Annotated in this window: 17 protein-coding genes and 6 pseudogenes; 13 read left to right on the forward strand and 10 right to left on the reverse strand. The window is 73.8% G+C overall.

The window, feature by feature from the left end; genetic code table 11:
• Window positions 1–96 precede the first annotated feature (96 nt).
• Entirely contained in the window at window positions 97–1965 is a 1869-nt protein-coding gene (typA, locus tag FHX32_RS21630; RefSeq protein ID WP_088992874.1) for a translational GTPase TypA, read from the forward strand.
• A gap of 146 nt (window positions 1966–2111) precedes the next feature.
• On the opposite strand, the gene FHX32_RS21635 is transcribed toward typA, so the two are convergent.
• Window positions 2112–2618: a tetratricopeptide repeat protein gene (locus FHX32_RS21635; protein ID WP_167178358.1), complete on the reverse strand. Its 507-nt coding sequence runs from the start codon at window positions 2616–2618 to the stop codon at window positions 2112–2114.
• A gap of 111 nt (window positions 2619–2729) precedes the next feature.
• On the opposite strand from FHX32_RS21635, the gene FHX32_RS21640 reads away from it, so the two are divergent.
• The 3 genes from FHX32_RS21640 to FHX32_RS21650 all read left to right on the forward strand — a co-directional run bounded on the left by FHX32_RS21640 (window position 2730) and on the right by FHX32_RS21650 (window position 5546).
• Window positions 2730–3698 carry a winged helix-turn-helix domain-containing protein gene (locus FHX32_RS21640; protein ID WP_167178356.1) on the forward strand — a complete coding sequence of 323 codons (969 nt, stop codon included), beginning with the start codon at window positions 2730–2732 and terminating at the stop codon, window positions 3696–3698.
• A gap of 109 nt (window positions 3699–3807) precedes the next feature.
• The gene (locus FHX32_RS21645) at window positions 3808–4680 is read left to right on the forward strand and encodes a serine hydrolase (RefSeq protein ID WP_167178354.1); all 873 of its coding nucleotides are present in this window, start codon (window positions 3808–3810) and stop codon (window positions 4678–4680) included.
• 164 nt (window positions 4681–4844) lie between these two features.
• The gene (locus FHX32_RS21650) at window positions 4845–5546 is read left to right on the forward strand and encodes a lysoplasmalogenase (protein WP_167178362.1); all 702 of its coding nucleotides are present in this window, start codon (window positions 4845–4847) and stop codon (window positions 5544–5546) included.
• On the opposite strand, the gene FHX32_RS21655 is transcribed toward FHX32_RS21650, so the two are convergent.
• Window positions 5512–6309: a tyrosine-protein phosphatase gene (locus FHX32_RS21655; RefSeq protein WP_167178350.1), complete on the reverse strand. Its 798-nt coding sequence runs from the start codon at window positions 6307–6309 to the stop codon at window positions 5512–5514. The genes FHX32_RS21650 and FHX32_RS21655 overlap by 35 nt on opposite strands.
• Window positions 6310–6430: 121 nt before the next feature.
• Between FHX32_RS21655 and FHX32_RS21660 the strand changes: the two genes are divergently transcribed.
• Both FHX32_RS21660 and FHX32_RS21665 read left to right on the forward strand, forming a co-directional pair.
• Window positions 6431–7528 (forward strand): dipeptide epimerase, encoded by a 1098-nt coding sequence (locus FHX32_RS21660; protein WP_167178348.1) that lies wholly within the window; start codon window positions 6431–6433, stop codon window positions 7526–7528.
• A gap of 59 nt (window positions 7529–7587) precedes the next feature.
• A complete protein-coding gene (locus FHX32_RS21665; RefSeq protein ID WP_167178346.1) occupies window positions 7588–8505 on the forward strand; it encodes an NlpC/P60 family protein in 918 nt (305 codons plus the stop codon).
• A gap of 81 nt (window positions 8506–8586) precedes the next feature.
• Here FHX32_RS21665 and FHX32_RS21670 read toward each other — a convergent pair.
• Together FHX32_RS21670 and FHX32_RS34615 are read right to left on the reverse strand one after the other, a co-directional pair.
• Window positions 8587–9586: pseudogene (locus tag FHX32_RS21670) on the reverse strand (TerC family protein).
• A gap of 488 nt (window positions 9587–10074) precedes the next feature.
• Window positions 10075–10224: a hypothetical protein gene (locus FHX32_RS34615; RefSeq protein ID WP_208417880.1), complete on the reverse strand. Its 150-nt coding sequence runs from the start codon at window positions 10222–10224 to the stop codon at window positions 10075–10077.
• A gap of 101 nt (window positions 10225–10325) precedes the next feature.
• On the opposite strand from FHX32_RS34615, the pseudogene FHX32_RS21680 reads away from it, so the two are divergent.
• Together FHX32_RS21680 and FHX32_RS21685 are read left to right on the forward strand one after the other, a co-directional pair.
• Window positions 10326–10620: pseudogene (locus FHX32_RS21680) on the forward strand (antibiotic biosynthesis monooxygenase family protein).
• A 137-nt stretch (window positions 10621–10757) separates the two neighbouring features.
• Complete coding sequence (locus FHX32_RS21685; RefSeq protein ID WP_167185939.1) at window positions 10758–11519, forward strand: SDR family oxidoreductase; 762 nt, start codon at window positions 10758–10760, stop codon at window positions 11517–11519.
• Between the two features lie 125 nt (window positions 11520–11644).
• Here the strand turns inward: FHX32_RS21685 and FHX32_RS21690 are convergent.
• From FHX32_RS21690 to uvrB, 3 genes and pseudogenes are all read right to left on the reverse strand, one after another.
• Window positions 11645–12547: pseudogene (locus tag FHX32_RS21690) on the reverse strand (Scr1 family TA system antitoxin-like transcriptional regulator); the annotation flags it as partial.
• Window positions 12445–12774 (reverse strand): hypothetical protein, encoded by a 330-nt coding sequence (locus FHX32_RS35295; RefSeq protein WP_486481252.1) that lies wholly within the window; start codon window positions 12772–12774, stop codon window positions 12445–12447. The pseudogene FHX32_RS21690 and the gene FHX32_RS35295, both read right to left, overlap by 103 nt.
• Window positions 12775–13957: 1183 nt before the next feature.
• Window positions 13958–16065, reverse strand: a pseudogene (gene uvrB, locus FHX32_RS21700) (excinuclease ABC subunit UvrB).
• A gap of 594 nt (window positions 16066–16659) precedes the next feature.
• Between uvrB and FHX32_RS21705 the strand changes: the two are divergent.
• The gene (locus tag FHX32_RS21705; RefSeq protein WP_167185942.1) at window positions 16660–17409 is read left to right on the forward strand and encodes a hypothetical protein; all 750 of its coding nucleotides are present in this window, start codon (window positions 16660–16662) and stop codon (window positions 17407–17409) included.
• Window positions 17373–18191 carry a hypothetical protein gene (locus FHX32_RS21710; RefSeq protein ID WP_167185945.1) on the forward strand — a complete coding sequence of 273 codons (819 nt, stop codon included), beginning with the start codon at window positions 17373–17375 and terminating at the stop codon, window positions 18189–18191. Before FHX32_RS21705 ends, FHX32_RS21710 begins: the two co-directional genes overlap by 37 nt.
• A 56-nt stretch (window positions 18192–18247) precedes the next feature.
• Here the strand turns inward: FHX32_RS21710 and coaE are convergent, their stop codons facing one another.
• From coaE to FHX32_RS35300, 3 genes and pseudogenes are all read right to left on the reverse strand, one after another.
• Complete coding sequence (gene coaE, locus FHX32_RS21715) at window positions 18248–19429, reverse strand: dephospho-CoA kinase (RefSeq protein WP_167178331.1); 1182 nt, start codon at window positions 19427–19429, stop codon at window positions 18248–18250.
• 319 nt (window positions 19430–19748) lie between these two features.
• Window positions 19749–20915, reverse strand: a pseudogene (gene rpsA / locus FHX32_RS21720) (30S ribosomal protein S1); the annotation flags it as partial.
• 16 nt (window positions 20916–20931) lie between these two features.
• Window positions 20932–21243 carry a S1 RNA-binding domain-containing protein gene (locus tag FHX32_RS35300; protein ID WP_486481228.1) on the reverse strand — a complete coding sequence of 104 codons (312 nt, stop codon included), beginning with the start codon at window positions 21241–21243 and terminating at the stop codon, window positions 20932–20934.
• Window positions 21244–21743: 500 nt separating this feature from the next.
• On the opposite strand from FHX32_RS35300, the pseudogene FHX32_RS21725 reads away from it, so the two are divergent.
• The 3 genes and pseudogenes from FHX32_RS21725 to FHX32_RS21735 all read left to right on the forward strand — a co-directional run bounded on the left by FHX32_RS21725 (window position 21744) and on the right by FHX32_RS21735 (window position 23228).
• A pseudogene (locus FHX32_RS21725) lies at window positions 21744–22551 on the forward strand (class I SAM-dependent methyltransferase).
• 40 nt (window positions 22552–22591) lie between these two features.
• Window positions 22592–22810, forward strand: coding sequence for a hypervirulence associated TUDOR domain-containing protein (locus FHX32_RS21730; RefSeq protein WP_167178329.1), 219 nt, complete (start codon window positions 22592–22594; stop codon window positions 22808–22810).
• Complete coding sequence (locus FHX32_RS21735) at window positions 22800–23228, forward strand: DUF3140 domain-containing protein (protein WP_167178327.1); 429 nt, start codon at window positions 22800–22802, stop codon at window positions 23226–23228. Before FHX32_RS21730 ends, FHX32_RS21735 begins: the two co-directional genes overlap by 11 nt.
• The last annotated feature ends 124 nt before the right edge of the window (window positions 23229–23352 follow it).

Raw genomic sequence — 23352 nt, forward strand, 5'->3', positions numbered from 1 at the left:
AACGGCTGGGACAGGAGTTTCGCCCCAGACCGGGGGCCATCTGGGGGATGACCCCGACCCGACCCCGGCAACCGCAGACAGGAGAGTATGGAGGGTATGCAGCTTCGCACCGACCTCCGCAACGTCGCCATCATCGCCCACGTCGACCACGGCAAGACGACCCTGGTCGACGCCATGTTGCGGCAGGCCGGCGCGTTCAGCGCCCGGGCCGAGATGGCCGACCGGGTGATGGACTCCATGGACCTGGAACGGGAAAAGGGCATCACCATCCTGGCCAAGAACACCGGCGTGCGCTACCTGCCGGCCGACGGCTCGGACCCGGTCACCATCAACATCATCGACACCCCCGGCCACGCCGACTTCGGCGGCGAGGTGGAGCGCGGCCTGACCATGGTCGACGGCGTGGTGCTGCTGGTCGACGCCAGCGAGGGCCCGCTGCCGCAGACCCGGTTCGTGCTGCGCAAGGCGCTCAAGGCCCGCCTGCCGATCATCCTGGTGATCAACAAGGTGGACCGCCCGGACGCCCGGATCAAGGAGGTCGTGGACGACACCTACGAGCTCTTCCTCGACCTGGACGCCGACGAGGAGCAGATCGACTTCCCGATCGTCTACGCCTGCGCCCGCGACGGCATCGCCTCGCTGACCCAGCCCGCCGACGGCGCGGTGCCCGACGACAGCCACAACCTCGAACCGCTGTTCCGCACCCTGCTGGACACCATCCCGCCGCCCGCGTACGAGCAGGACGCGCCGCTGCAGGCGCACGTCACCAACCTCGACGCCTCCCCGTTCCTCGGCCGGCTCGCGCTGTGCCGGGTGCGCCAGGGCACCATCAGCAAGGGCCAGACCGTGGCCTGGTGCCGCACCGACGGCAGCACCCAGCGGGTGCGCATCTCCGAACTGCTGATGACCGAGGGCCTGGAGCGCAAGCCCGCCGACTCGGCCGGCCCGGGCGACATCATCGCCGTCGCCGGCATCCCCGAGATCATGATCGGCGAGACCCTCGCGGACGCGGAGAACCCGCAGCCGCTGCCGCTGATCACCGTCGACGAGCCGGCCATCTCGATGACCATCGGCACCAACACCTCGCCGCTGGTGGGCCGGGTCAAGGGCGCCAAGGTCACCGCCCGGATGGTCAAGGACCGCCTCGACAAGGAGCTCGTCGGCAACGTGTCGCTGCGGGTGCTGCCCACCGAGCGTCCGGACGCCTGGGAGGTGCAGGGCCGCGGCGAGCTGGCGCTGGCCATCCTGGTCGAGCAGATGCGCCGGGAGTCCTACGAGCTGACCGTCGGCAAGCCGCAGGTGGTTACCAAGGAGATCGACGGCAAGACCTGCGAGCCGGTCGAGCGGCTGACCATCGACGCCCCCGAGGAGTACCTGGGCGCGATCACGCAGCTGCTGGCCAGCCGCAAGGGCCGGATGGAGCAGCTGGTCAACCACGGCACCGGCTGGATCCGGATGGAGTGGCTGGTGCCCGCCCGCGGGCTGATCGGCTTCCGCACCGAGTTCCTCACCGAGACCCGCGGCACCGGCATCCTGCACCACGTCTTCGAGTCCTACGAGCCGTGGTTCGGCGAGCTGCGGACCCGCAACAACGGCTCGCTGGTAGCCGACCGATCCGGCGCGGTCACCGCCTTCGCGATGACCAACCTGCAGGAACGCGGCCAGCTCTTCGTCGAGCCGGGCACCGAGGTGTACGAGGGCATGATCGTCGGAGAGAACTCCCGCTCCGACGACATGGACGTCAACATCACCAAGGAGAAGAAGCTCACGAACATGCGCTCGTCGACCGCCGACGAGACCGAGAAGCTGATCCCGCCGCGCAAGCTGTCGCTGGAGCAGGCCCTCGAGTTCTGCCGCGAGGACGAGTGCGTCGAGGTGACCCCGGCCGCGGTCCGCATCCGCAAGGTGGTGCTCGACCAGACCGCCCGCGCCCGGGCCGCCGCCCGCCGCAAGCACGCCGGCTGACCAGCCGCCGCACCGCCCGGCCGGGGCCGGTCCGCCACTCGCGGACCGGCCCCGGCCTCGTCGGCGCCCCTCGACCGGCCCCGGCGGGACGGCAGTACCACGGCCGGGCCGGCCGGCCCGGGGCGCGGGACCGAGCCGGTGGCCGGTCAGCTGGGCTCGACCAGGAGCCGGGCGTAGTTGGCCATCGACCGCTGGTAGCGCGGCAGGTGCCGGGCGAGCGCCCCGACCGCGATCGACACCGCCTCCCGCTCCCGGCCGACGCTGGTCAACGCCAGCGCGAGCGTCGCGCTGACCGCGTCGTCGAGCTCGTCGGAGCCGCGCTCGCGCTCCTCGGTCAGCAGCCGGACGCTCTCCTCGGCCTGCCCGACGTTCCGCAGCGAGCTGGCCATCTGGATCACCGAGCGGCGCCGGCGGATGCCGTCGATGCCCCGCTCCAGCGCCGCACGGTAGAGCGGGACCGCCTTGTCCGAGTGACCGGTCGAGTCCCAGGCGCAGGCCCGCTCGAACGCGGCCACCGGATGATCCGGGCCCAACTCGTCGGCGAGGGCCCCGACCCGCCCGCGGAACTCCTTCGCGTCCCAGTCGTCCGGTGCCGCGTTGAAGGCCGCCCACAGCTCCGCGCTGCGCTGCTCCCAGTCGGCGCTCGGGTTCATCGTCGTTCTCCTCGTGCTCGTCGGTCCAGGCGGAAGGCACTCTGCGAGCGCTGGTACCGTCGCCGCCAGTGATTCGGCGACCGCCGAATCTTCCGGTGGAGGGTGGGGCGGATGGCGGTGACCCTGCGGTTCAGCCCAGCCGATCTGCTGCGCTGCCGCTTCGCCATCTCACCCATCCTCGAAACGCTGTCCGCGGTGCGCCTGCTCTCCCCCCGCGAGGGCGCCGGCCCGCACCGCCGGTGGCTCGGCACCGTCGACACGGACGAACTCGACCTGCGACCGATCACCCTGCTCCAGCCGCGGCGCGGCTACACCCCCGACTTCCTCTCGCCGCCACCGATCAGCCCGCACGCCCGGTTCGCCGACGAACTCGCCGCCGTGGCCGCCACCGACCACGCCCGGGTACGCGCCGAGGTACGACGATCACTGGCGGACACCCCCGGGGCGGCCGAGTCGGCGACCGGCCGGCTGCTGCTGGGCGACCCGGCCGTGGTGCTCCGGAGACTGGTCTCCCTCGTCCGGCGGGCCTGGGAGGTGCTGGTCGAACCGAGCTGGCCGACCGTACGCGGGCTGCTCGACGCCGACGTCGGCTTCCAGACCCGACGCCTCGCCGAGGGCGGCCTGGACCGGCTCTTCGCCGAGCTGCATCCCCGACTGCGCTGGCACAACGGCTTGCTGACCCGCGAGTACGGCGACGACGAGCACCGCGAGCTGCGCGGCGAGGGGCTCGTGCTGGTGCCCAGCGCCTTCAAGTGGGATCAGGTCGTCGTCATCGTGGACCCGCCGTGGCAGCCCACGGTGATCTATCCGGCGCGTGGGCTCGGCACGCTCTGGCAGCCCCAGCCCACCGGCCGGCACGCGGCGCTGGGTCGGCTGATCGGGCGGACCCGGGCGGCGCTGCTGGTCAGCCTCGACGAGCCGGCCAGCACGACGACGCTGGCCCACCGCCACGCGCTGGCCGCCGGCACGGTCTCGGAGCACCTGTCGGTGCTACGCGACGCCGGGTTCGTCACCGGGGAACGACACCGGCACGAGATCCGCTACCGACGTACGCCGCTCGGCGACGCCGCGCTGCGCTGAGGCGCAACCGCGGGTCGCGCGACCACCCGGCGACCGCCCGGCCGCCTCCACCGCGGTGACGGGCCGTCCGCCGCCGGCACCGCCCGGATGATCGGCTACGGTCACCGGCATGACCTGGGATGACCTCGACGCCCGGCTGGACCGCGTGCCCGGCACCGTCTCGGCGTACGCCGGCCGGCTCGCCGCGACGCCGACCTGGACCCGGCTGCCCGACGCCACCCACTACGCGGCCAGCACCATGAAGGTCGGCGTGCTCGCCGCCCTGCACCGGGCCGCCGAGGCCGGCACCCTCGACCTGGACGCCCCGGTCCCGGTGCGCAACTCGTTCGACTCGGCGCTGCCGGGCGCCCCCCGCTTCGCCTGCGCCCGCCACTACGACAACGACGACGCCGTCTGGGAGCGGGTCGGCGGCACCGCCACCCTGCGCTGGCTCGCCCACCGGATGATCGTGCGCTCCAGCAACCTCGCCACCAACCTGGTCATCGGCCACGTCGGCCTGCCCGCCGTCGCCGAGGTCTGGACGCTGGCCGGGGCCCGGCACGCCGTCACCGGCCGCGGCATCGAGGACTTCGCCGCCCGCGACGCCGGCATCACCAACCTGGTCACCGCCGCCGACCTGGCCGCGCTGCTCGCCGCGCTGGCCACCGGCGCCACCCGGCCCGGCCCGCTGGCCTCCCCCGCCGGCTGCGCCGCCATGCTCGACGTGCTCTTCGCCCAGGAACACCGCGAGGACCTCGCCGCCGGGCTGCCCCCGGGCACCCGCATCGCGCACAAGAACGGCTGGGTCCGCGGGGTGCGCCACGGCGCGGGCGTGGTCTTCCCCGCCGACGCGCCCCCGTACGCGGTGGTCGTCTGCACCACCACCGACCTCGCCGACGGTGGCCCCACCGGCGACGAGGCCGAGGACGACGCCTGCCAGCTGATCGCCGACATCTCCGCCGCCGTCTGGGCCGCCCGCCACGACCTGTGCAGCGACGGATAGCCGCCGGTCCGCCGCCCGGGCGGATCCGCCGACGGCGGACGACCCGGTGCGGCAGACCGCAGCCGCCGTCCGGCACGGACAGCCACCGGGCGACCGCGCACCGGCCGATGGCCTCCGGCCGCCGCACCGCCTACGCTGCTGGCCACCACCCCGGAGGAGCGCCGATGCCCAGCAGCCGCACCATCCTCACCGCCTTCGTCGTGGCGACGGCGGCGAACCTGCTCGCCAACGCCACCGGCAGCGACCTCGGCGTACTGCTCAGCAAGCCGCTGCTGATGCCGCTGCTGGCCGCGTACCTCTGGCGGGCCGCCGCCGACCGCGGCGTGCCGGCGACCCGGCTGGTCCTCGCCGCGCTGGCCTTCTCCACCGGCGGCGACGTCGCGCTGCTCGGCGACGGCACCGCCGCCTTCCTCACCGGCATGGCGCTCTTCCTCGCCGCGCACCTCTGCTACATCGCGGCCTTCACCCGCGCCGGCGCGGCGGTCGCGCTGCGCCGCCCGCCGCTGGTCGCCGTCGGCGTGGCCTACGCGGTGCTGACCGTCGCCGCGCTGGCCTGGATGTGGGGCGGACTCACCGACGCCGGGCTGGCCGTGCCGGTGGCCGGCTACGCGGTCGCCCTGGCCACCATGGCCGCCACCGCCGCGGCACACGGCTGGCGGGTCGGCCTCGGCGGCGCCCTCTTCCTCGGCTCCGACCTGCTCATCGCCACCGGCGTGGCCGAGGTGGCCACCCTGCCCGGTCCGCCGATCTGGGTGATGGCGACCTACGCCGCCGGGCAGGCCCTGATCGTCACCGGCTGGGCCACCCGCGGCATCCCGGACCCGGCGCCGGTCACTCCAGCAGGTGCGCCCGCAGCGACCCGATGAGCTCGTCGGTCAGCCCGAGCCCGTCACGCAGGTACGCCCCGAACGAGCCGTGCACCCGGCGCACCTCCCCGTACGCCGCGTCCAGGTACTCGGGGCGCACCTCCAGCACCGGCCGCACCGCCGCCTCGTCCAGCGCCGGCTGCCGCTGCCGCATCGCCTCCAGGATCACCTCCCGCAGACTCGCGGTCAGCGGGTTGTTCGCCAGGTACTCGGCCCGGATCACCGCCTCGTCCACGCCGAGCGCGTGCAGCAGCACCACCGTCAGCCAACCGGTGCGGTCCTTCCCGGCCGAGCAGTGGTAGAGCAACGGCAGGTTCTCCGGCCGAGCCGCCGCCCGCACCGCCTCGGCGAACCTGGCCCGGGCCACCGCCCCGCTGACGAACCAGCGGTAGATGGCCGCCATCGCCGCCGGCGTGCCCTGCCGGGCCAGTTCCGCGTACGCGGCCAGGTCGTGGCCGAGCAGCACCGCCGAGACGTACGTGAAGACCGGGTGCTCCGCGTCGTGCACCGGCAGGTGCAGCACCCGCGGCTCACCGGGCAGCCGGTCCGGCGGGGCGACCGCCTGCTCAGAGTGGTCCCGCAGGTCGATAACGCAGGCCGGGCCGAGCTTGGCCAGCACCGGCAGGTCATCGTCGGTGAGCCGGCCCAGCGCCGGGGTACGGATCAGCACCCCGGGCCGCACCCGCCGACCGCCCGCGCCGACCATGCCACCGAGGTCACGCGCGTTCGGCGCGCCCACCAGTGCCCAGTCCCGTTCCCTCATGCCGCCGCTCCGTTCCGCTCGGCGCCGGCGCGCGCCGTCGCCGCACCCGCACGATCCGCTCGGTGACCCTCGCCCATCCGGCCTCCCCTGTCGCCACCCGTCCGGATATAGGGTGCCGCACATGACCATCGCCGCGGTACGCACCCACCGGCTCAGCGCCCCCTTACACACCCCGTTCGTCACCGCGCTGCGCCGCACCACCACCGTGGAGACCCTGGTCGTCGAGCTGGTCGACGGCGACGGCCGGTCCGGGTTCGGCGAGGCGCCGCAGGTCTGGCAGGTCACCGGCGCCTCGGTAGCCGGCGCCGAGGCCTGCGTACGGGACCTGCTCGGGCCGATGCTCACCGGCCGCGACCCGGACGACCTGGTGGCCCGCTGTGCCGAGGTGCAACGGGCGGTGGCCGGCAACGAGGCCGCCAAGGCCGCCGTCGACGTGGCCCTGCACGACCTGGCCGCCCGGCGGCTCGGCGTACCGCTGGTGCGGCTGCTCGGCGGCACCACCCTGCGGGTGCCCACGGACGTCACGCTCGCCGCCGGCGACGCCGTGGACCTGGCGGCCGCGGCCCGGCAGCGCAGGGCCGAGGGGTTCGGGGTGCTCAAGCTGAAGGTCGGCACCGACGCCGCCGGCGACCTGGAGCGGGTCCGGGCGGTACGGGCCGCCGTCGGCAACGGCGTGCGCATCCGGCTGGACGCCAACCAGGGCTGGACGCCCCGCGAGGCGGTCCGGGTGATCCGCGGCATCGAGGACGCCGGCCTCGACGTGGAACTGGTCGAGCAGCCGGTGCCCCGGTGGGACCTGGACGGGCTGGCCTGGGTCAGCGACCGGGTGCAGGTGCCGATCCTCGCCGACGAGGCGGTCTTCGGCGTCCGCGACCTGGTCGAGGTGATCCGCCGCCGGGCGGCCGACATGGTCAACGTCAAGCTCGCCAAGTGCGGCGGCCTGCACCCGGCCCGGACCCTGCTCGACCTGGCCGCCGCGCACGACCTCGGCACGATCGTCGGGTCCATGATGGAGAGCCAGGTCGGCATCGGGGCCGCGGCGAGCCTGGTCGCCGCCTACCGCACCACCGCCGTCTCCGACCTGGACGCCGCCTGGTGGCTGGCCTGGTCACCGGTGCGCGACGGGATCCGGTACGACGGCGCCACCGTGGTGCTGCCGGACGCGCCGGGTCTCGGAATCAGCACCGTCACTGAAGCAAAAGTGCAACCCCGTAGTTGATGACCGTTGGAATCTTTCATAGGGTCGCGGTGACAGGCGGCGCGAGGTGGGGGTGGACCGTGGAGCTGCAACCGGGCCGCGAGGCCGTGGTCCGGGTCGCGGTCGCGACCCTGTGGACCTCCCCCGAGGCGGTACGCCCCGTCGACCGGCCCGCCCTCGCCGCGCGCACCGACATCCCGGCCTGGATCTCCGGCATGAACACCGACCAGCAGGTCGGCGACTGCGTGCTGAGCCAGCTGCTGCTCGGCGAGCGGGTGCTGGTCACCGAACTGCGCCCGGACGGCTGGGCGCACGTGGTCGCGGTGCAGCAACCGGCGGCCAAGCTCGACCCGCGCGGCTACCCCGGCTGGCTGCCGGCCGACCAGCTCGCCCCGGCCGACACGCCGGCCGACGCCGACCCGCTGGTGGTCGACGCCACGGTCACCGCGCTGCGCGCCACGCCGGGCGGCGAGGTGGTCCTCCCCGACGTCATCCTCGGCACCCGGCTGACGCCGGCCGGGCCGCCCGTCGACGGGTGGCGCCCGGTGCACGCCCCCGGGCACGCCCGCCCGCTCTGGCTGCCGGCCGCGCACGCGGTCCCGGTGCCCACCACGCCGCCGACCGCCGGCGACGTGCTCGCCGTCGCCGCCCGGCTGCTCGACGTCGTCTACATCTGGGGCGGGGTGTCGGCGTACGGCATCGACTGCTCCGGCCTGGTGCACCTGGCCTGGCGGCGGTTCGGCGTGGTGCTGCCCCGCGACGCCGACGACCAGGCCGAGGCGACCACCCCGGTCCCGCTCGGCGCGGAACGCCCCGGCGACCTCTACTTCTTCGCCCGCCCCGGCCGCAAGATCCACCACATCGGCATCGTCACCGCCACGCCGCGTCCCGGTGACGACCGCCGCATGCTGCACGCCTGCTACCTGCGCCGGCGGGTGCTGGAGGAGCAGTTGCCGGCGGACCGCACCGCCACCCTGGTCGGCGCGCACCGGGTCTGACCCACCCCGTACGCCCCGAGGGGCGCTCCCGGGTGGGAGCGCCCCTCGGCCACGTCTCGACCGCGCCTCAGCGACGCGCGGTCAGCGGCGCGCCTCGGCCAACACCCGCCGCCGGTCCCGGGACGACTTCACCAGGCTGGCGATCGTCGCCACCAGCAGGGTGCCGAGGATGACCGTGAGGGAGAGCCAGATCGGGATGTGCGGGGCCCAGGCCACGTGCTCGCCGTTGTTGATGAACGGCAGGTTGTTGTCGGCCAGCGCCTCCAGCACGAGCTTGACGCCGATGAAGCCGAGCACCACGGCCAGCCCGTAGCTGAGGTAGATCAGCCGGTCCAGCAGGCCACCCAGCAGGAAGTAGAGCTGCCGCAGCCCCATCAGCGCGAACACGTTGGCGGTGAAGACCAGGTACGGCTCCTGGGTGATGCCGAAGATGGCCGGGATCGAGTCGAGCGCGAAGATCAGGTCGGTGGTGCCGATTGCGATCATGACGATCAGCATCGGGGTGAACAACCGGCGGCCGTTCTCGCGGGTGGTGAGCTTCGCTTCGTCGTACTCCCTGGAGATCGGCAACGCCTTGCGGCTCCAGCGGATCAGCACGTTCTCGGTGAACTCGTCCTCGTCCGGCTCACCCTGGCGGGCCAGGTTTGACAGCGGTGTAGATGAGGAACGCGCCGAAGATGTAGAAGACCCAGGAGAACTGGGAGATCAGCGCCGCGCCGGCGGCGATGAACCCACCGCGCATGACCAGCGCCAGGACGATGCCGATGAGCAGCACCTTCTGCTGGTACTGCCGGGGCACCGCGAAGCGGGCCATGATGATCACGAAGACGAAGAGGTTGTCCACCGAGAGGCTGTACTCGGTGAGCCAGCCGGTGTAGAACTGGCCGGCCGCGCTCGGGCCGGAGGCGAGCCACACCCCGGCGCCGAAGACCAGGGCCAGGGCGACGTAGAAGCCCACCCACAGGCTGGACTCGCGCACGCTCGGCTCGTGCGGCCGCCGGCCGATGATCAGCAGGTCGACGAGCAGGATCGCGGTCAGTGCGACGAGGGTTCCCGCCCACACCAGTCCGGACACGTCCAACGTTCATTCCTCCGGCAGACACGCAACGTCCGGCACACCGTACGCCCCACAGGGGCGCGGCGTGCCGGTGACGCTGACTCTGGTGACTGTCGGAGGTCTCTTCCGTCACCGTCCCGGGAGCGGGGCGGTGACCGACGGGGCCGGGTCGCGCCACCGGGGGGCCGGCGCTCGACCGTGCTGACGACTCCGTCGCGGGGGAATACTCCCCTCCTCACGCACCATTCTTCACCACTGCGACCAGTGACCGCACCCTGGGCGCTCGGTGTCCTCCCCCACCCCCGGCCCGCCAACCCTACGAATCGCCGCGGATCCGGTCGTAGCGCCGCGACGACCACGGCGATCGGCCCGGGGTCTGAGGCGCGCCTGCCGCTGCGGCCGTGGCTGATGTCGTTTGTCGCCGGCGCCCGGTGAGATCCGTCAGCCACCGGACGGGGCGTCGGCCTGCGGCCGGGCGTCGGAGCGCACAACCCGAAAGGCATCCTAGGAGGCTAGGTGCTCTGGGAGAGGCGGTGCGACCAGCGGGTCGGCCAGCGACCCAGTCGGACGGTGAGCGCGCCAGTGGCGAAACCCAGCAGACCGGCCCGGGTGGTGCCGGTGCCCGCCACGCTGAACGCCGTGCCGGCGAGCCGGTCGATCATGCCGCTCCACCTTCCGCGCGCCCGCCCTGGGCGCGCCCGACACCCCGGAAAACGGACCCCCGCGACGCTGTCCCGCCCCGGCACCGTGAAGGCTTCCCGGCATGGTGCTTGAGGTCGCGCTCATCGACGTACTACCGGGACACGAGGACGAGTTCGCCGCCGCGTACGCCAAGGGGCACCCGGTGCTCGCCGGCACCCCCGGCTGCCGGTCGGTGCGGATGACCCGGGGCGTCGAGTCGCCCCGTCCCGGTTCGTGCTGCTGGTCGAGGGGACTCCGTCGAGGCGCACAACGAGAACTTCCGGGGCAGTGACCGGTTCGCCCGGTGGCGGGAGCTGATCGGCCCGTACTTCGCCAACCCGCCGCTGGTCGAGCACTTCGTGGACGTGCCGGCCTGAGGCTGTCGTACCCCTGTCCTATCGTCCGCCTGCACGCGCGGGTCGCCGGTCCCGACGGGCTCGGGGGCGCCGGGCCCGGTGACTCGCGCGGCGATATCGGTTGATCTTCGACCACCGGTGCCGGTTGACTGGCGGCCATGACGCAGCGGGTGGCTCTGGTGACCGGCGTGAGCCGGCGGATCGGCATCGGCGCGGCGGTCGCCCGCACACTCGCCACGGACGGTTGGCGGCTGCTGCTCACCGGCCTGCCGGAGTTCGACGAGGCGCAGCCCTACGGTGGCGACCCCGACGGCGTGCCGGCCCTGCTGGGCGAGTTGGGTGACGTGGCGGCCTACCAGCGGGCGGACCTGCTCGACCCGGCGGTGCCGGCCGCGCTGGTCGGCGAGGCGGTACGCCGGCACGGCCGGCTCGACGCGGTGGTGGCGGTGCACGCGTACTCCACGCACACCCCGCTCGGAGCGCTGGACGCCACCGAGATCGACCGGCACCTGCTGGTCAACGTTCGGGCCACGCTGCTGCTGGCCGAGGCGTTCGCGGCGGCGTTCAGCGCCGGGTCGGGCGGCCGGCTGGTGCTCTTCTCCAGCGGGCAGCGCCTCGGCCCGATGCCCGGCGAGCTGGCGTACGCGGCCAGCAAGGCGGCGGTGGAGAACCTGACCGTTCAGCTCGCCCCGCTGCTGATGCCCGCCGGCATCACTGTCAACTGCGTCAATCCCGGGCCCACCGACAACGGCTACGCCCCGCCGGAGGTCCACGAGGCGGTGGCGCGGCTCTTCCCCGGCGGGCGCTGGGGCACCCCGCGGGACGCCGCCGGCTGGTTGCGGTTCCTCTGCTCACCGGATGCCGAATGGATCACCGGCCAGGTGATCGACTCCGAGGGCGGCTTCCGCCGCCACGCGTGACCAGCGGCCCGACCTCTGCCCGCTGACCGCCCGCTCAGCCGGCGGCGCGGCGGGCCAGCTCCCGCGGCGCTCTCCTCCGCCGGCAGGGCCACGCCGAGCAGCCACCCGGTGATCCGCTCGTACCGGTCGACGTCCGGCGGCGTCACCAGGCGCACGTCGGTGGTCAGCGCCTCCAGCATCACGGTGCGCGGATCGGCCGGGTCCGGGAACGAGTAGCACGAGTACGGGGTGAGCGGCTGCACGCCCCGCGCGGCGACCCCCCGGGGCAGCAACCGGACCGTCACGTTCGGCAGCTCGGCCAGGTCCACAGGTGCCGCAGCTGCTCCCGCCACACCTCCGGCGGGCGTCGGCGGGGTCACAGGCGGCCTCGGCGAGCAGCGCTGTGTACCGGGTGGTTCGGGCCGGCGGAGCACGTCGTGCCGGGCGACCCGGGCCCGTACATCGGCCTCGACGTCCAGGCCGCTGTCCAGCAACCGGCCGGCGGCGATGCGCAACCGCGCGTACGCCGGGGTCTGCAACAGCCCGGGCACCACCGCGGGTTGGTAGTCCACGATGCTCGCTGCGCCCGCCTCCAGCTCCGCGTACGTGCGCTGCCGCTCGCTCATCTCGCCGAGCGCCTTCCACCAGCCCCGGCTGGTGGCCGCGTCCCGGGCGATGACGATCAGCGCGTCCCGCTGCGGCGCCGGCACCTGGTAGACGTCCAGCAGGTCGAGCACGTCGGCGAGGTCCGGCCGGCTCTGCCCCAGCTCGATGCGGGACAGCTTGGAGGTCGAGGCCCAGCCCCAGCCGGTCGCAGACCTGTTCCAGAGTGAGCGCCTCCCGCGGCGCAGTTGGCGCAACTCGGCTCGAGCCGCGCACGTCGAATGACCGGACTCGTTGGCAACGGCATCCCCGCCTCCCCACCGAGGGAGAGTACGCAGGACGATCACCCAGCGCCAATACACCGCTCGCTCACCGCAATCGTCGCTCGCGCGTAACCGATCTCGCGGCCCGCCACGCCGCACATCGCTGTGGCGGCCGGCCGCCACCGGGTCAGGGCCGGTACGTGCCGAAGGACCAGACGGTTGCCGGCCAGGTCACGGGCGGCGTAGTCGCGGGAGCCGTAGTCGGTGTCGAACGGCTCCCGGACGATCTCGGCGCCGGCCGACGGGCATGGGCGCAGTGTGCGTCGACGTCGTCGACCGCAACGTAGGACCGTCCAGTCCTCGTCGCCCGGCCGGGGTCGCGGGTGGGGCAGCTCGCCCACCATGATCATGCCGGTCTGTCCAGGCTGAGTTCGGCGTGCGCCACCGAACCGTCGGGCGCGTCGTGCCGGGCGTGCACGGTGAAGCCGAAGGCGGTGCAGAGCCAGTCGATGGCCGCTCGGGCGTCCGGGTTAGCGGAAGATCGGATAGATGGTTCGCATGCCCGAGTCTGCCGCCGGCCCGGTCACCCCGGATGGACGAATGTGACCCGAGCGCGGTCGGGGTTTCGCCGGCGAACTCCCGGAAGTCGCGGATCAGGTGGGACTGGTCGTAGTAGCCGCACCGGGCGGCGATCTGAGGCCCAACGCCGCCAGCGGGCCGCCGGACCGCCCGGACCCGCCGGGCCGCGCTGTCCGGCCGGACCCCCTGGGCCGCTCTGGCGGTCGCGCCGCCCGGGTCGCCTGAGCCGCGCCGGCCGGTCGCGCCGCTTCCGCCGCCCGCGGTGGGCGGCGCCGGGTCGACGGCGAGGGCCGGCCCGGCGTCAGGGTCGCGTACGCCCGCTGGAAGCGGAGCAACGGGCGGTGGTATTCGGCGTCAAGCCCGACCTCGTCGCGGAACGGGCGGCCAGATGCAGGCGGCTCCAACCCAGCTCGCCGGCGAGGGCGCCGACGGCGACCTGGCCACCGGTTTCGGCGAGCCGCCGCCACGCCCACGCCAGCCGCGCTCGACCGGCTCGGTGTCCGCCAGCCGGGCCGTCAACGCGGCGTCGAGCAGCGCGAACCGGGCCGACCAGTCGGCGGCGGTGGCCAGCCGGACCGGAGCCGGTCGAGCCAGCCGCCCGGCAGCGCCGCCACCCCCACCGCCCGGTGGTCAGCTCGACCAGCGGCAGGCCGAGGATCGGCGGGCGGCCAGCGGGGCCAGCAGCAGCTGCACCCCCTCGCCGACGCGACCAGGCGGGTGGTGCAGGGGCCGTCGAACATGCCGGCGACGAAGGAGTCCACCCGGTGTGCGCCCCGGGCGGCAGTCCCGCGGGTCGACCACGTCGAGGGGGGGCGCCCCAGCCGAGGATCACCACCACGAAGGCCCCGGCCACCTCGCGGCGGACCAGCGGCAGCGCCGCCCGCTCCCGATAGCCGATGTAGCGGTCGACGAAGGGCCGCAGCCGGGTGGCGGGCGCCCCGAGGACGACCTCGTCGACCGCTGCCTCGACCGCGCTCATCCCCGACCGACCGTCCGTCCCGTCGACCGCCGGTGTCACTTCACGCCGGCGGCGTCCATCCCCCGCAGTTCCTTCTTCAGGTCGGCCACCTCGTCACGGATCCGGGCGGCCAGTTCGAACTGCAGCTCCCGGGCGGCGGCCAGCATCTGGTCGTTCAACTCCTGGATGAGCTGGGCCAGCTCGGCCCGGGCCATGCCCTCGCGAGCGGGCGCGGTGGCGCCGGCCCGGCCCCGGCTGCGGGTTTCCTTGACCGGGGCCTTGCCCCGGGAGAGCTGCCGCACCGCGCCGCCGACGCGGGTGTTCTGCTCGGTGTCCTCCGCCTCGCGGTAGATGTCGTCGAGGATGTCGTGGATCTTCTTGCGCAGCGGCTCCGGGCTGATCCCGTGCGCCTCGTTGTGCGCGATCTGCTTGGCCCGCCGGCGGTTGGTCTCCTCGATCGCGTCCGCCATCGACGGGGTGATCTTGTCGGCGTACATGTGCACCTGGCCGGAGACGTTCCGGGCCGCCCGGCCGATGGTCTGGATCAGCGACCGGCCGCTGCGCAGGAAGCCCTCCTTGTCGGCGTCCAGGATCGCACCAGCGACACCTCGGGAGGTCGAGGCCCTCCGGAGCAGGTTGATGCCGCCAGCACGTCGTAGTCGCCCTTGCGCAACTCGCGCAGCAGCTCGACCCGGCGCAGGGTGTCCACCTCGGAGTGCAGGTAGCGCACCCGGATGCCGTTCTCGAGCAGGTAGTCGGAGAGATCCTCGGCCATCTTCTTGGTGAGCGTGGTGACCAGCACCCGCTCGTCCCGCTCGGTACGCAGCTTGATCTCGTGCATGAGGTCGTCGATCTGCCCCTTGGTCGGCTTGACGATGACCTCCGGGTCGATCAGGCCGGTCGGGCGGATCACCTGCTCCACGAACTCGCCCTGGGACTGCTCCAGCTCCCACGGGCCCGGGGTGGCGGAGAGGAAGACCATCTGGCCGACCCGCTCCAGGAACTCGTCGAAGCGCAGCGGGCGGTTGTCGGCCGCGCTGGGCAGCCGGAAGCCGTGGTCGATGAGCATCCGCTTGCGGGACGCGTCGCCCTCGTACATGCCGCCGATCTGCGGGATGGTCACGTGCGACTCGTCGACCACTGTGAGGAAGTCGTCGGGGAAGTAGTCGAGCAGGCAGTGCGGCGGGCTGCCGGGCAGCCGGCCGTCGATGTGCATCGAGTAGTTCTCGATGCCGGAGCAGAAGCCGACCTGCCGCATCATCTCGATGTCGTACGTGGTGCGCATCCGCAGCCGCTGCGCCTCCAGCAGCTTGCCCTGCCGCTCCAGCTCGGCCAGCCGTTCACCCAGCTCGGTCTCGATGTCGCGGATCGCCCGCTCCATCCGCTCCGGCCCGGCCGCGTAGTGCGTGGCGGGGAAGATCAGCAGGTGATCGACCTCGCGGACCACGTCGCCGGTGAGCGGGTTGAGGTAGTAGAGCTTCTCCACCTCGTCGCCGAACAGCTCGATCCGGACGGCGAGCTCCTCGTACGCCGGGATGATCTCCAGGGTGTCGCCGCGGACCCGGAAGGTGCCGCGGTTGAAGGCCATGTCGTTGCGGGTGTACTGGATGTCGACCAGGCGGCGCAGCAGCTGGTCGCGGTCGAGCTCCTGGCCGACGGCGACCCGCACGGCCCGGTCGAGGTACTCCTCCGGGGTGCCCAGGCCGTAGATCGCCGAGACGGTGGCCACCACGATCACGTCGCGCCGGGTGAGCAGCGACATGGTCGCCGAGTGCCGCAGCCGCTCGACCTCCTCGTTGATCGAGGAGTCCTTCTCGATGTAGGTGTCGGTCTGCGGGATGTACGCCTCGGGCTGGTAGTAGTCGTAGTACGAGACGAAGTATTCGACCGCGTTGTGCGGCAGCAGCTCGCTGAACTCCTTGGCCAGCTGCGCGCAGAGCGTCTTGTTCGGCGCGAGCACCAGCGTCGGCCGCTGCAACCGCTCGATCAGCCACGCGGTGGTGGCGCTCTTGCCGGTGCCGGTCGCGCCGAGCAGCACCGTGGCGCGGTCGCCGCCGCGGACCCGACGCTCCAGATCGTCGATCGCGGCCGGCTGGTCGCCGGCGGGCTGGAACTCGCTGACGACCTGGAACCGGCCGTCGAGACGGGGAATGTCGAGCGCCATGACCCCAACGGTACGCCGGGGGTCCGACACTCCGCGGCGACTACGGTCGGTCCCTGATCGGCTTCGATATTCCCATTGTGTGGCCCATCTCACCCGGCTACGCTCTCCGTGTAGGCCGCTCGCGGCGGCCGACCGGGCCGGTGGCCAGGCCGTCAACGGCCGGGCCCGCCCCCGGCACCGGGGTCGCAGCACCCGGTCCGTCCGGCGTGCGCACCCGTGTGGTCGCGCGTGACGCGCAGACCGGCCGCCGCGAGCGCCCCTGCCCCACCTCCCGGCCCCTGATCGGCGGCACAGCCCGAACCCGGATGTCGGCCCCGCCATGCTCGTCACCCCGGCCCGCTCCGACCCGTTCAACTACCTGTGGAGACCTCACGACCGGCGCGCAGCCGCGACGCCGACGGCAGGCCCGACGACAGCCACCAGCATCCGCCTCCCGGTCAACGCCCCGCGAACGCCGCACCGGCCAGCCGGTGGACCGGGCTCCTGCGCCGTGCCGTGGCCCGCCGCCGCCATTCGGCAACCACCGCCACCGGGGCCGTGACCTCGGACGCGACCCAACCGCACGACCCCGCCCCCACCGAGCCCGCCACGGCCGTGACCGGACGCAGGGCCCGCCGCCGCCATTCGGTCGAACCCACCGCGGCCGTGACGCCGGGCGCCGCCCGCCGGATCCTGACCCGGGACCAGGAGGCGATCCGCCGGGTGCTGGACGGCGGGCCGGACCTGGTCCGGCGCGGCCCGGGCGGCCTGCGCCGAGGGCTCGCCCGGCGCCGCCGGACCACCCTCCTGGCGCTCGCCGTGGTCGCCACGGTCTCCGCCGCCGCACTGGTCGCCGGGCTGCTGAGCTGGGCGCCCGACCCGCCGGAACAGCCCCGGACGCTGACCGCGACGGAACACGAGCGGCTCGCCGCCATGCGGGTCACCAACTACCGGGACCTGCGGTCCGGCCTGCACGTGACCACCGGCGACGGCGCGGCCCGCACCGAACTGATCGGCTGGGTGGACTGGTCCCGGCCGCTGGTCTACCTGGACGTGGGCGGGCCGGGCGCCGGCGCGGAGCGGGGCCTGCTCCAGGCCACGCCGACGGTGGTGCTGCTGCGGCCCGACCCCACCGCCGTGCCGACGCCCGCCCCGCCGCCGCTGGTGCCCCCGGCGGACCGCTGGCGGCTGCACGACCTGCCCGCCGGACACGGCCTCGCCCGGCTGCTCGACCTGCTCTTCCGCCTCGCCGCCGACCGGCCCGAACCGGCCGGCGCGGCCCCGACGCCGCCCGCTGGCTGGGACGGGACACCGTCGGAGCCGAGCCGGTGGACATCCTCCAGGCCCCGCCGCCGAGCGGCCTGACCACCGCCGAGCACCCGCGCTACTGGCTCGACCGGTCCGCCCGGTTGCACCGGCTGGAGACCCGGCTGACCGAGGTGGGCCCGGTGACGGTGCAACTGAACCGCACCAACCGGCCCACCCTGCGCCCGGTCGACGCGTTGGGCGGGCGGCCCGGTCTGCCCCGGGCCCTCACCGCCGCCGAGCAGGACCGGCTGGACCGCCTGCCGGGCCGGCTGCGCGCCCGCGGTGGCGCCACCGTCACCCTGACCGCGCCGGTGGGCACCGAGACGAACCTGCGCGGCGCCGGCTGGTTGAGCTGGACCCGGCGCACCGCGTACCTGACGGTCGCCGACCTCGGCCGGCCGAACCGCCGTACGTTGCTGCACCACGGTCCCGACGGCACCACCCGGGCGGACCTGCCGGCCACCGCGGTGCCCGGCCCCGCCGAGGCACCCGGCCGGCCGCCGCTGCCCCGGCCGGGTGACGGTTGGCGGGCCGGCCCGGCCCGGGCCGACGACCTCGACCTGTTGGTCGGCGCGGCGCTGCGGGCCGGCGGCTCGGCCGGTCAGCGCGGCGACGCGGTACGGGTCCGGGGCGACAGCCTGGACGGCCGGACCGTGGACGTCGTCGAGCTGCGCACCTCGCGGGCACTGCTGCGCTACTGGGTCGACCGGTCCGGGCTGCTGCGCCGGCTGGAGCTGCGGACCCGGCCGGGCGCCTGGGCCCAGCTCGACCTGACGCCCGGCTCGGTGCCCCGGTGGACCGCTCCCGCACCGGGCCGTGCCCGCCCGGCCGACGGCTGAGCACGGCCGACGGCTGAAGCACGCGCGGTGGTCTCCGGCCGGGACGGCGCCCCTCGTCAGGGGCGCCACCCGGTCTGCGCGGCCCATGCCTCGGCCCGCAGGTGCTCCTCGTCGAACCAGGGGTCCTTGGCGGTGCTGTAGGTGGCGCTGTCCGGGGCGGCGGTGGCCAGGTCCCGCTTGAGCTGCAGGTACGCCGCCCGCTGGTCGGGGTCGGCACGCAGGTGATCACGCATCAGCAGGGCGTACCGCCAGCCCGGCGAGTCCACCTCGCGGATGTGCAGGTAGACCGGGCGGGCCGGATCGGCGCTGCCGTGCAGCCGCTTGGGCCACCGGCCGCTGCCGGTCGGGCGCGGATTGTCCCACCACTCGCCGGGCAGCCGCGGAAAGCCGGCCTCGGCCAGCCGCTCGGCGAACGCGCCGTCCGCGTCGGCGAGGGTCGGCACGGTGAGCTGGATGTCGATCACGTCCTTGGCGGCGAGTCCGGGCACCGCCGTGGACCCGATGTGGTCGATCCGCGGCTCGGCGGGCGAGAGCGCGTGCCGGATCCGGGCGGCCAGCCGGGCGTACTGCCGCGGCCAGGTGGGATCGGCCTCGGTCAGCTCGACCCGCGCCGGCCGGACCACCCGCCGGTCCCGCAGGTTGGCCGCGAACGGCAGCAGCCGGTCGTACCAGAGCGCGTCGACCGCCGCGTGCAGGTCGGCCAGGCTGCCGTCGTTGCTCAGCAGCACGTCCGCCGCCGCCCGGCGGCGGTCGTCGTCGGCCTGCGCGGCGATCCGCCGCTCCGCCTCCGCCCGCTCCATCCCCCGGTCGCGGGCCAGTCGCTCCAACCGCAGCGCCACCGCCGTCTCCACCACGACCACCAGGTGGTACGTGGGTGCGAGCCCCACCTCGACCAGCAGCGGTACGTCGTTGACCACGATCGCGTCGGGTCCCGCCGCGGCGGCCAGTTCGACGGTCCGGGCCCGGACCCGGGGGTGGGTGATCGCCTCCAGCCGGCGGCGGGCCGCCTCGTCGGCGAAGACCACCGCCCCGAGGGCCGCCCGGTCCAGCGCTCCGTCGGCGCCGAGCACCCGCTCGGAGAACGCGGCGACGATCTCGGCCAGCCCTTCGGTGCCCGGTGCGACCACCTCCCGGGCGATCCGGTCGGAGTCGATGACCACCGCGCCACGCTCGGCCAGCCGGGCCGACACCGCGCTCTTGCCGGAGCCGATTCCTCCGGTCAGTCCCACCCTCAGCACGGCACCAGTCAACCTGGTCACGATCAGGCCGCCAAGTCCGGGTAGCTGCCCGCCCGGGGCCGGGCCGGGCCACGCCGACGCTCAGGGCCGGGCGGCGTGCCTCCTGGGGGCTCCCGCAGGGTCGCGCACCATCCTGGATGCAGTGGCTTCGGAGTGTCCCGGATGCCACTGCGTCCGGGATCGAGCACGATCACCCAGGGCGTCGAGCGACAGGCCGACCCGACGTGCCCGCGACCGGCGAGCCGGGCGGGAACGGCGAGGGCCCCGCCCCCGGCGATCTCACGGATCGCGGGGACGGGGCCCGTCGTCGTTCAGCGGGTCACTTACCGCCGGCGAGCTTCTCCCGCAGCGCGGCGAGCGCCTCGTCGGTGGCCAGGGTGCCGGCCGGCTCCTCGGCCTGCCGGCTCGGGGCCGGGGTGGTCGAGGTGGCGCCGCCACCGCTGACCGCCGGGGCCGGGTTGGCAGCGGCCTCGGCGTCGGCGGCCCGGGAGGTCTGCACCTGCTTGGTGTGGGCCTCCCAGCGCTGACGCGCCTCGGCGTACTGCTGCTCCCAGGTCTCGCGCTGCTTCTCGTACCCCTCGAGCCACTCGCCGGTCTCCGGGTCGAAGCCCTCCGGGTAGATGTAGTTGCCCTCGGCGTCGTAGGTAGCGGCCATGCCGTAGAGGGTCGGGTCGAAGTGCTCCTCGCCCTCGACGAAGCCCTCGTTGGCCTGCTTGAGCGACAGCGAGATCCGGCGGCGCTCCAGGTCGATGTCGATGACCTTGACCATGACCTCGGAGCCGACCTGGACGACCTGCTCCGGGATCTCCACGTGACGCTCGGCCAGCTCGGAGATGTGGACCAGGCCCTCGATGCCGTCGTCCACCCGGACGAAGGCGCCGAACGGCACCAGCTTGGTGACCTTACCCGGCACGATCTGCTGGATCGCGTGGGTGCGGGCGAACTGCCGCCACGGGTCCTCCTGGGTCGCCTTCAGCGACAGCGAGACCCGCTCGCGGTCCAGGTCGACGTCCAGGACCTCGACCTCGACCTCCTGGCCCACCTCGACGACCTCGGACGGGTGGTCGATGTGCTTCCAGGAGAGCTCGGAGACGTGCACCAGACCGTCCACGCCGCCGAGGTCGACGAACGCGCCGAAGTTGACGATCGAGGACACGACGCCCTTGCGGACCTGGCCCTTCTGCAGCTTGTTGAGGAACTCGGTGCGCACCTCGGACTGCGTCTGCTCCAGCCACGCCCGGCGGGACAGGACCACGTTGTTGCGGTTCTTGTCCAGCTCGATGATCTTGGCCTCGAGCTCGCGGCCGACGTACGGCTGCAGGTCGCGCACGCGCCGCATCTCGACCAGGGAGGCGGGCAGGAAGCCGCGCAGGCCGATGTCGAGGATGAGGCCACCCTTGACCACCTCGATGACCGAGCCGCGGACGACACCGTCCCTCGTCCTTGATCTTCTCGATGGTGCCCCCACGCCCGCTCGTACTGCGCGCGCTTCTTCGAGAGGATCAGACGCCCCCTCCTTGTCCTCCTTCTGGAGGACAAGGGCCCTCGATTGGGTCGCCGACCGAAACCACCTCGGCCGGGTCCACGTCGTGCTTGATCGACAGCTCCCGAGAGGGGATGACGCCCTCGGTCTTGTAGCCGATGTCGAGCAGGACCTCGTCCCGATCGACCTTGACGACGGTGCCTTCGACAATGTCGCCGTCGTTGAAGTACTTGATGGTCTCGTCGATCGCGGCGAGGAAAGCTTCCTCGGAGCCGAGGTCGTCGACGGTGACCTTGGTGGCGCTCGAGGGGGCCTCGATGCTGCTCGTCATGTGGGCGGTTGCTCGGTCGGATGGTGTGTCATCGCAGGCTTGCGGTCGCGGTGACCTGTTCGCGCCAGCGGATCCGTCGCCGGGCACACCGAACGATCGCCAAGTGAGATCCTGATGTGGTTTCGGAGACCGCGCACCTGCTCCCTGCCGAGGCACACGATCCGCGAGCGCATCGTCTAGCCTACCGTGCGCATTACCACAGCGTGCAAGCCCTCCCGTCTCCTCGCCGCCTGGTGACCTGCGAAAGCCGAGAAATCGCCCGGAAAGCACCACGACTGTCTCGTCCGTCACAGCAGCCCCATCGGCCTCCGGGTCGATCGGGGCTCGTCCGCCCGGAGCCTGCCCCTCATCCTCCCCGACCGGCCGACCCGACCCTCCGGCCCCCCCGGCCGCCGGGTCGCGCGACCCGTCCGGCGGCCCGGTCGCGGTCAGTGCTCGGCGGGCGTCGGTGGTACGAGCCCGGGCGCCGGGGCGCTGCCGCCGGGGCCTAGCGTGAGCGGGTGGATGACGACAGCCGGGTGACCCGCCGCCGGGTCGGCGACGCCGAGGCCCGCCGGGCCAACCGCCGCTGGTGGGACACGGACGCCGACGACTACCAGGCCGAGCACGGTGCCTTCCTCGGCGACGTCGACTTCGTCTGGTGCCCGGAGGGGGTGCGCGAGGCCGACGTCGAGCTGCTCGGCGAGCTGCCCGGCCGGCGGGTGCTGGAGCTGGGCTGCGGGGCGGCCGCCGCGGCCCGCTGGCTGGCCACCCGGGGCGCCCGGCCGGTCGCCCTGGACCTCTCCGCCGGCATGTTGCGGCACGCCGCGCGCCGCCGCCCGCACCGGCGTACGGGTGCCGCTGGTGCAGGCCGACGCGCTGGCCCTGCCCTTCGCCGACCAGGCGTTCGACACCGCCTGCACGGCCTTCGGCGCGATCCCGTTCGTGGCCGACTCGGCGGCGGTGATGCGCGAGGTGTTCCGGGTGCTGCGCCCGGGCGGCCGCTGGGTGTTCTCGGTCACCCACCCGATGCGGTGGATCTTCCTCGACGATCCGGGCGAGGGCGGGCTGACCGCCGTGCACTCGTACTTCGACCGCTCGCCGTACGTGGAGCAGGACGAGACCGGCACGGCCACCTACGTCGAGCAGCACCGCACCCTCGGCGACCGGATCCGCGAGCTGGTCGGCGCCGGGTTCCGCCTGGTCGACCTGGTGGAACCGGAGTGGCCGGAGGGACACGAGGGGATCTGGGGGCAGTGGAGCCCGCTGCGCGGCCGCCTCTTCCCCGGCACCGCGATCTTCGTCGCCGAGAAGCCCGCGCGCCGGTAGCCGCCCGTTTCCGGCCACCGGCGCCGGGTAGCCAGGGCGTATGGCCGAGAAGAGGGAATTCCGCGAGGGCGACCACGTCTCCTGGGCCAGTCACAGCGGCCGGGCGTACGGAGTGGTGAGGGAGAAACTCATCGACCGGACGCACGTGCGCGGGCACGCCGTGAACGCGTCCCCGGAGCACCCGCAGTACCGGATCCGCAACGACGACTCGGGCCGGGACGTCGCCCACCGACCGGAGGTGCTTCGCCATGAGCCGTAGAGAGGACCCGCAGCAGACGTACCAGGAGTTCACCGAGGCGGTGAACATGAAGCCCGGTGAGCTGAAGTCCTGGCTGGAGACCGACGAGTCGAAGCACGTCGGTTGGCGCAAGGGCACCAAGGGCGGCGAGTCGGTGGGCCACGAGTCGGGCCGCCGGATCATCGACCTGCTGCGCCGCAAGCGCGGCGAACTCTCCGAGACCGACTTCCGGCACATGCGCAAGGTCGTCGGGTACGTGCGGCGGCACATGGCGCAGCGGCCGAGCGGCGACGTGCGCGACACCCGGTGGCGCTACTCGCTGATGAACTGGGGGCACGACCCGCTCAAGGCGTCGCTTCCGGCACCGGGTGGCCGGTCCCGGCAGGCCCTGGAGCGGCACGGCAAGCCACCGAAGGCGCGCCGCGGACCGGGCCGCTGACCCACCCGTCGCGCCGGCGCCCGGGAGGCGTCGACGCTTCCAGCGCCCGTCGCGGCCGGCTCGGTCACCGGCAGGGCGTCCGCGGGTGGGGTGCCCGGCGGACGCGCGGCGGGTCAGTGGTCGG

The sequence above is a fragment of the Micromonospora sp. CNZ280 genome (genome assembly GCF_011759515.1).

Excerpts from the sequence above, each read along its gene's own strand:
- typA (WP_088992874.1), top strand. The coding sequence starts at position 97 with ATGCAGCTTCGCACCGACCTCCGCAACGTCGCCATCATCGCCCACGTC.
- FHX32_RS21635 (WP_167178358.1), bottom strand. The coding sequence starts at position 2,618 with ATGAACCCGAGCGCCGACTGGGAGCAGCGCAGCGCGGAGCTGTGGGCG.
- FHX32_RS21640 (WP_167178356.1), top strand. The coding sequence starts at position 2,730 with ATGGCGGTGACCCTGCGGTTCAGCCCAGCCGATCTGCTGCGCTGCCGC.
- FHX32_RS21645 (WP_167178354.1), top strand. The coding sequence starts at position 3,808 with ATGACCTGGGATGACCTCGACGCCCGGCTGGACCGCGTGCCCGGCACC.
- FHX32_RS21650 (WP_167178362.1), top strand. The coding sequence starts at position 4,845 with ATGCCCAGCAGCCGCACCATCCTCACCGCCTTCGTCGTGGCGACGGCG.
- FHX32_RS21655 (WP_167178350.1), bottom strand. The coding sequence starts at position 6,309 with ATGAGGGAACGGGACTGGGCACTGGTGGGCGCGCCGAACGCGCGTGAC.
- FHX32_RS21660 (WP_167178348.1), top strand. The coding sequence starts at position 6,431 with ATGACCATCGCCGCGGTACGCACCCACCGGCTCAGCGCCCCCTTACAC.
- FHX32_RS34615 (WP_208417880.1), bottom strand. The coding sequence starts at position 10,224 with ATGATCGACCGGCTCGCCGGCACGGCGTTCAGCGTGGCGGGCACCGGC.
- FHX32_RS21685 (WP_167185939.1), top strand. The coding sequence starts at position 10,758 with ATGACGCAGCGGGTGGCTCTGGTGACCGGCGTGAGCCGGCGGATCGGC.
- FHX32_RS35295 (WP_486481252.1), bottom strand. The coding sequence starts at position 12,774 with ATGATCATGGTGGGCGAGCTGCCCCACCCGCGACCCCGGCCGGGCGAC.
- FHX32_RS35300 (WP_486481228.1), bottom strand. The coding sequence starts at position 21,243 with ATGACGAGCAGCATCGAGGCCCCCTCGAGCGCCACCAAGGTCACCGTC.
- FHX32_RS21730 (WP_167178329.1), top strand. The coding sequence starts at position 22,592 with ATGGCCGAGAAGAGGGAATTCCGCGAGGGCGACCACGTCTCCTGGGCC.
- FHX32_RS21735 (WP_167178327.1), top strand. The coding sequence starts at position 22,800 with ATGAGCCGTAGAGAGGACCCGCAGCAGACGTACCAGGAGTTCACCGAG.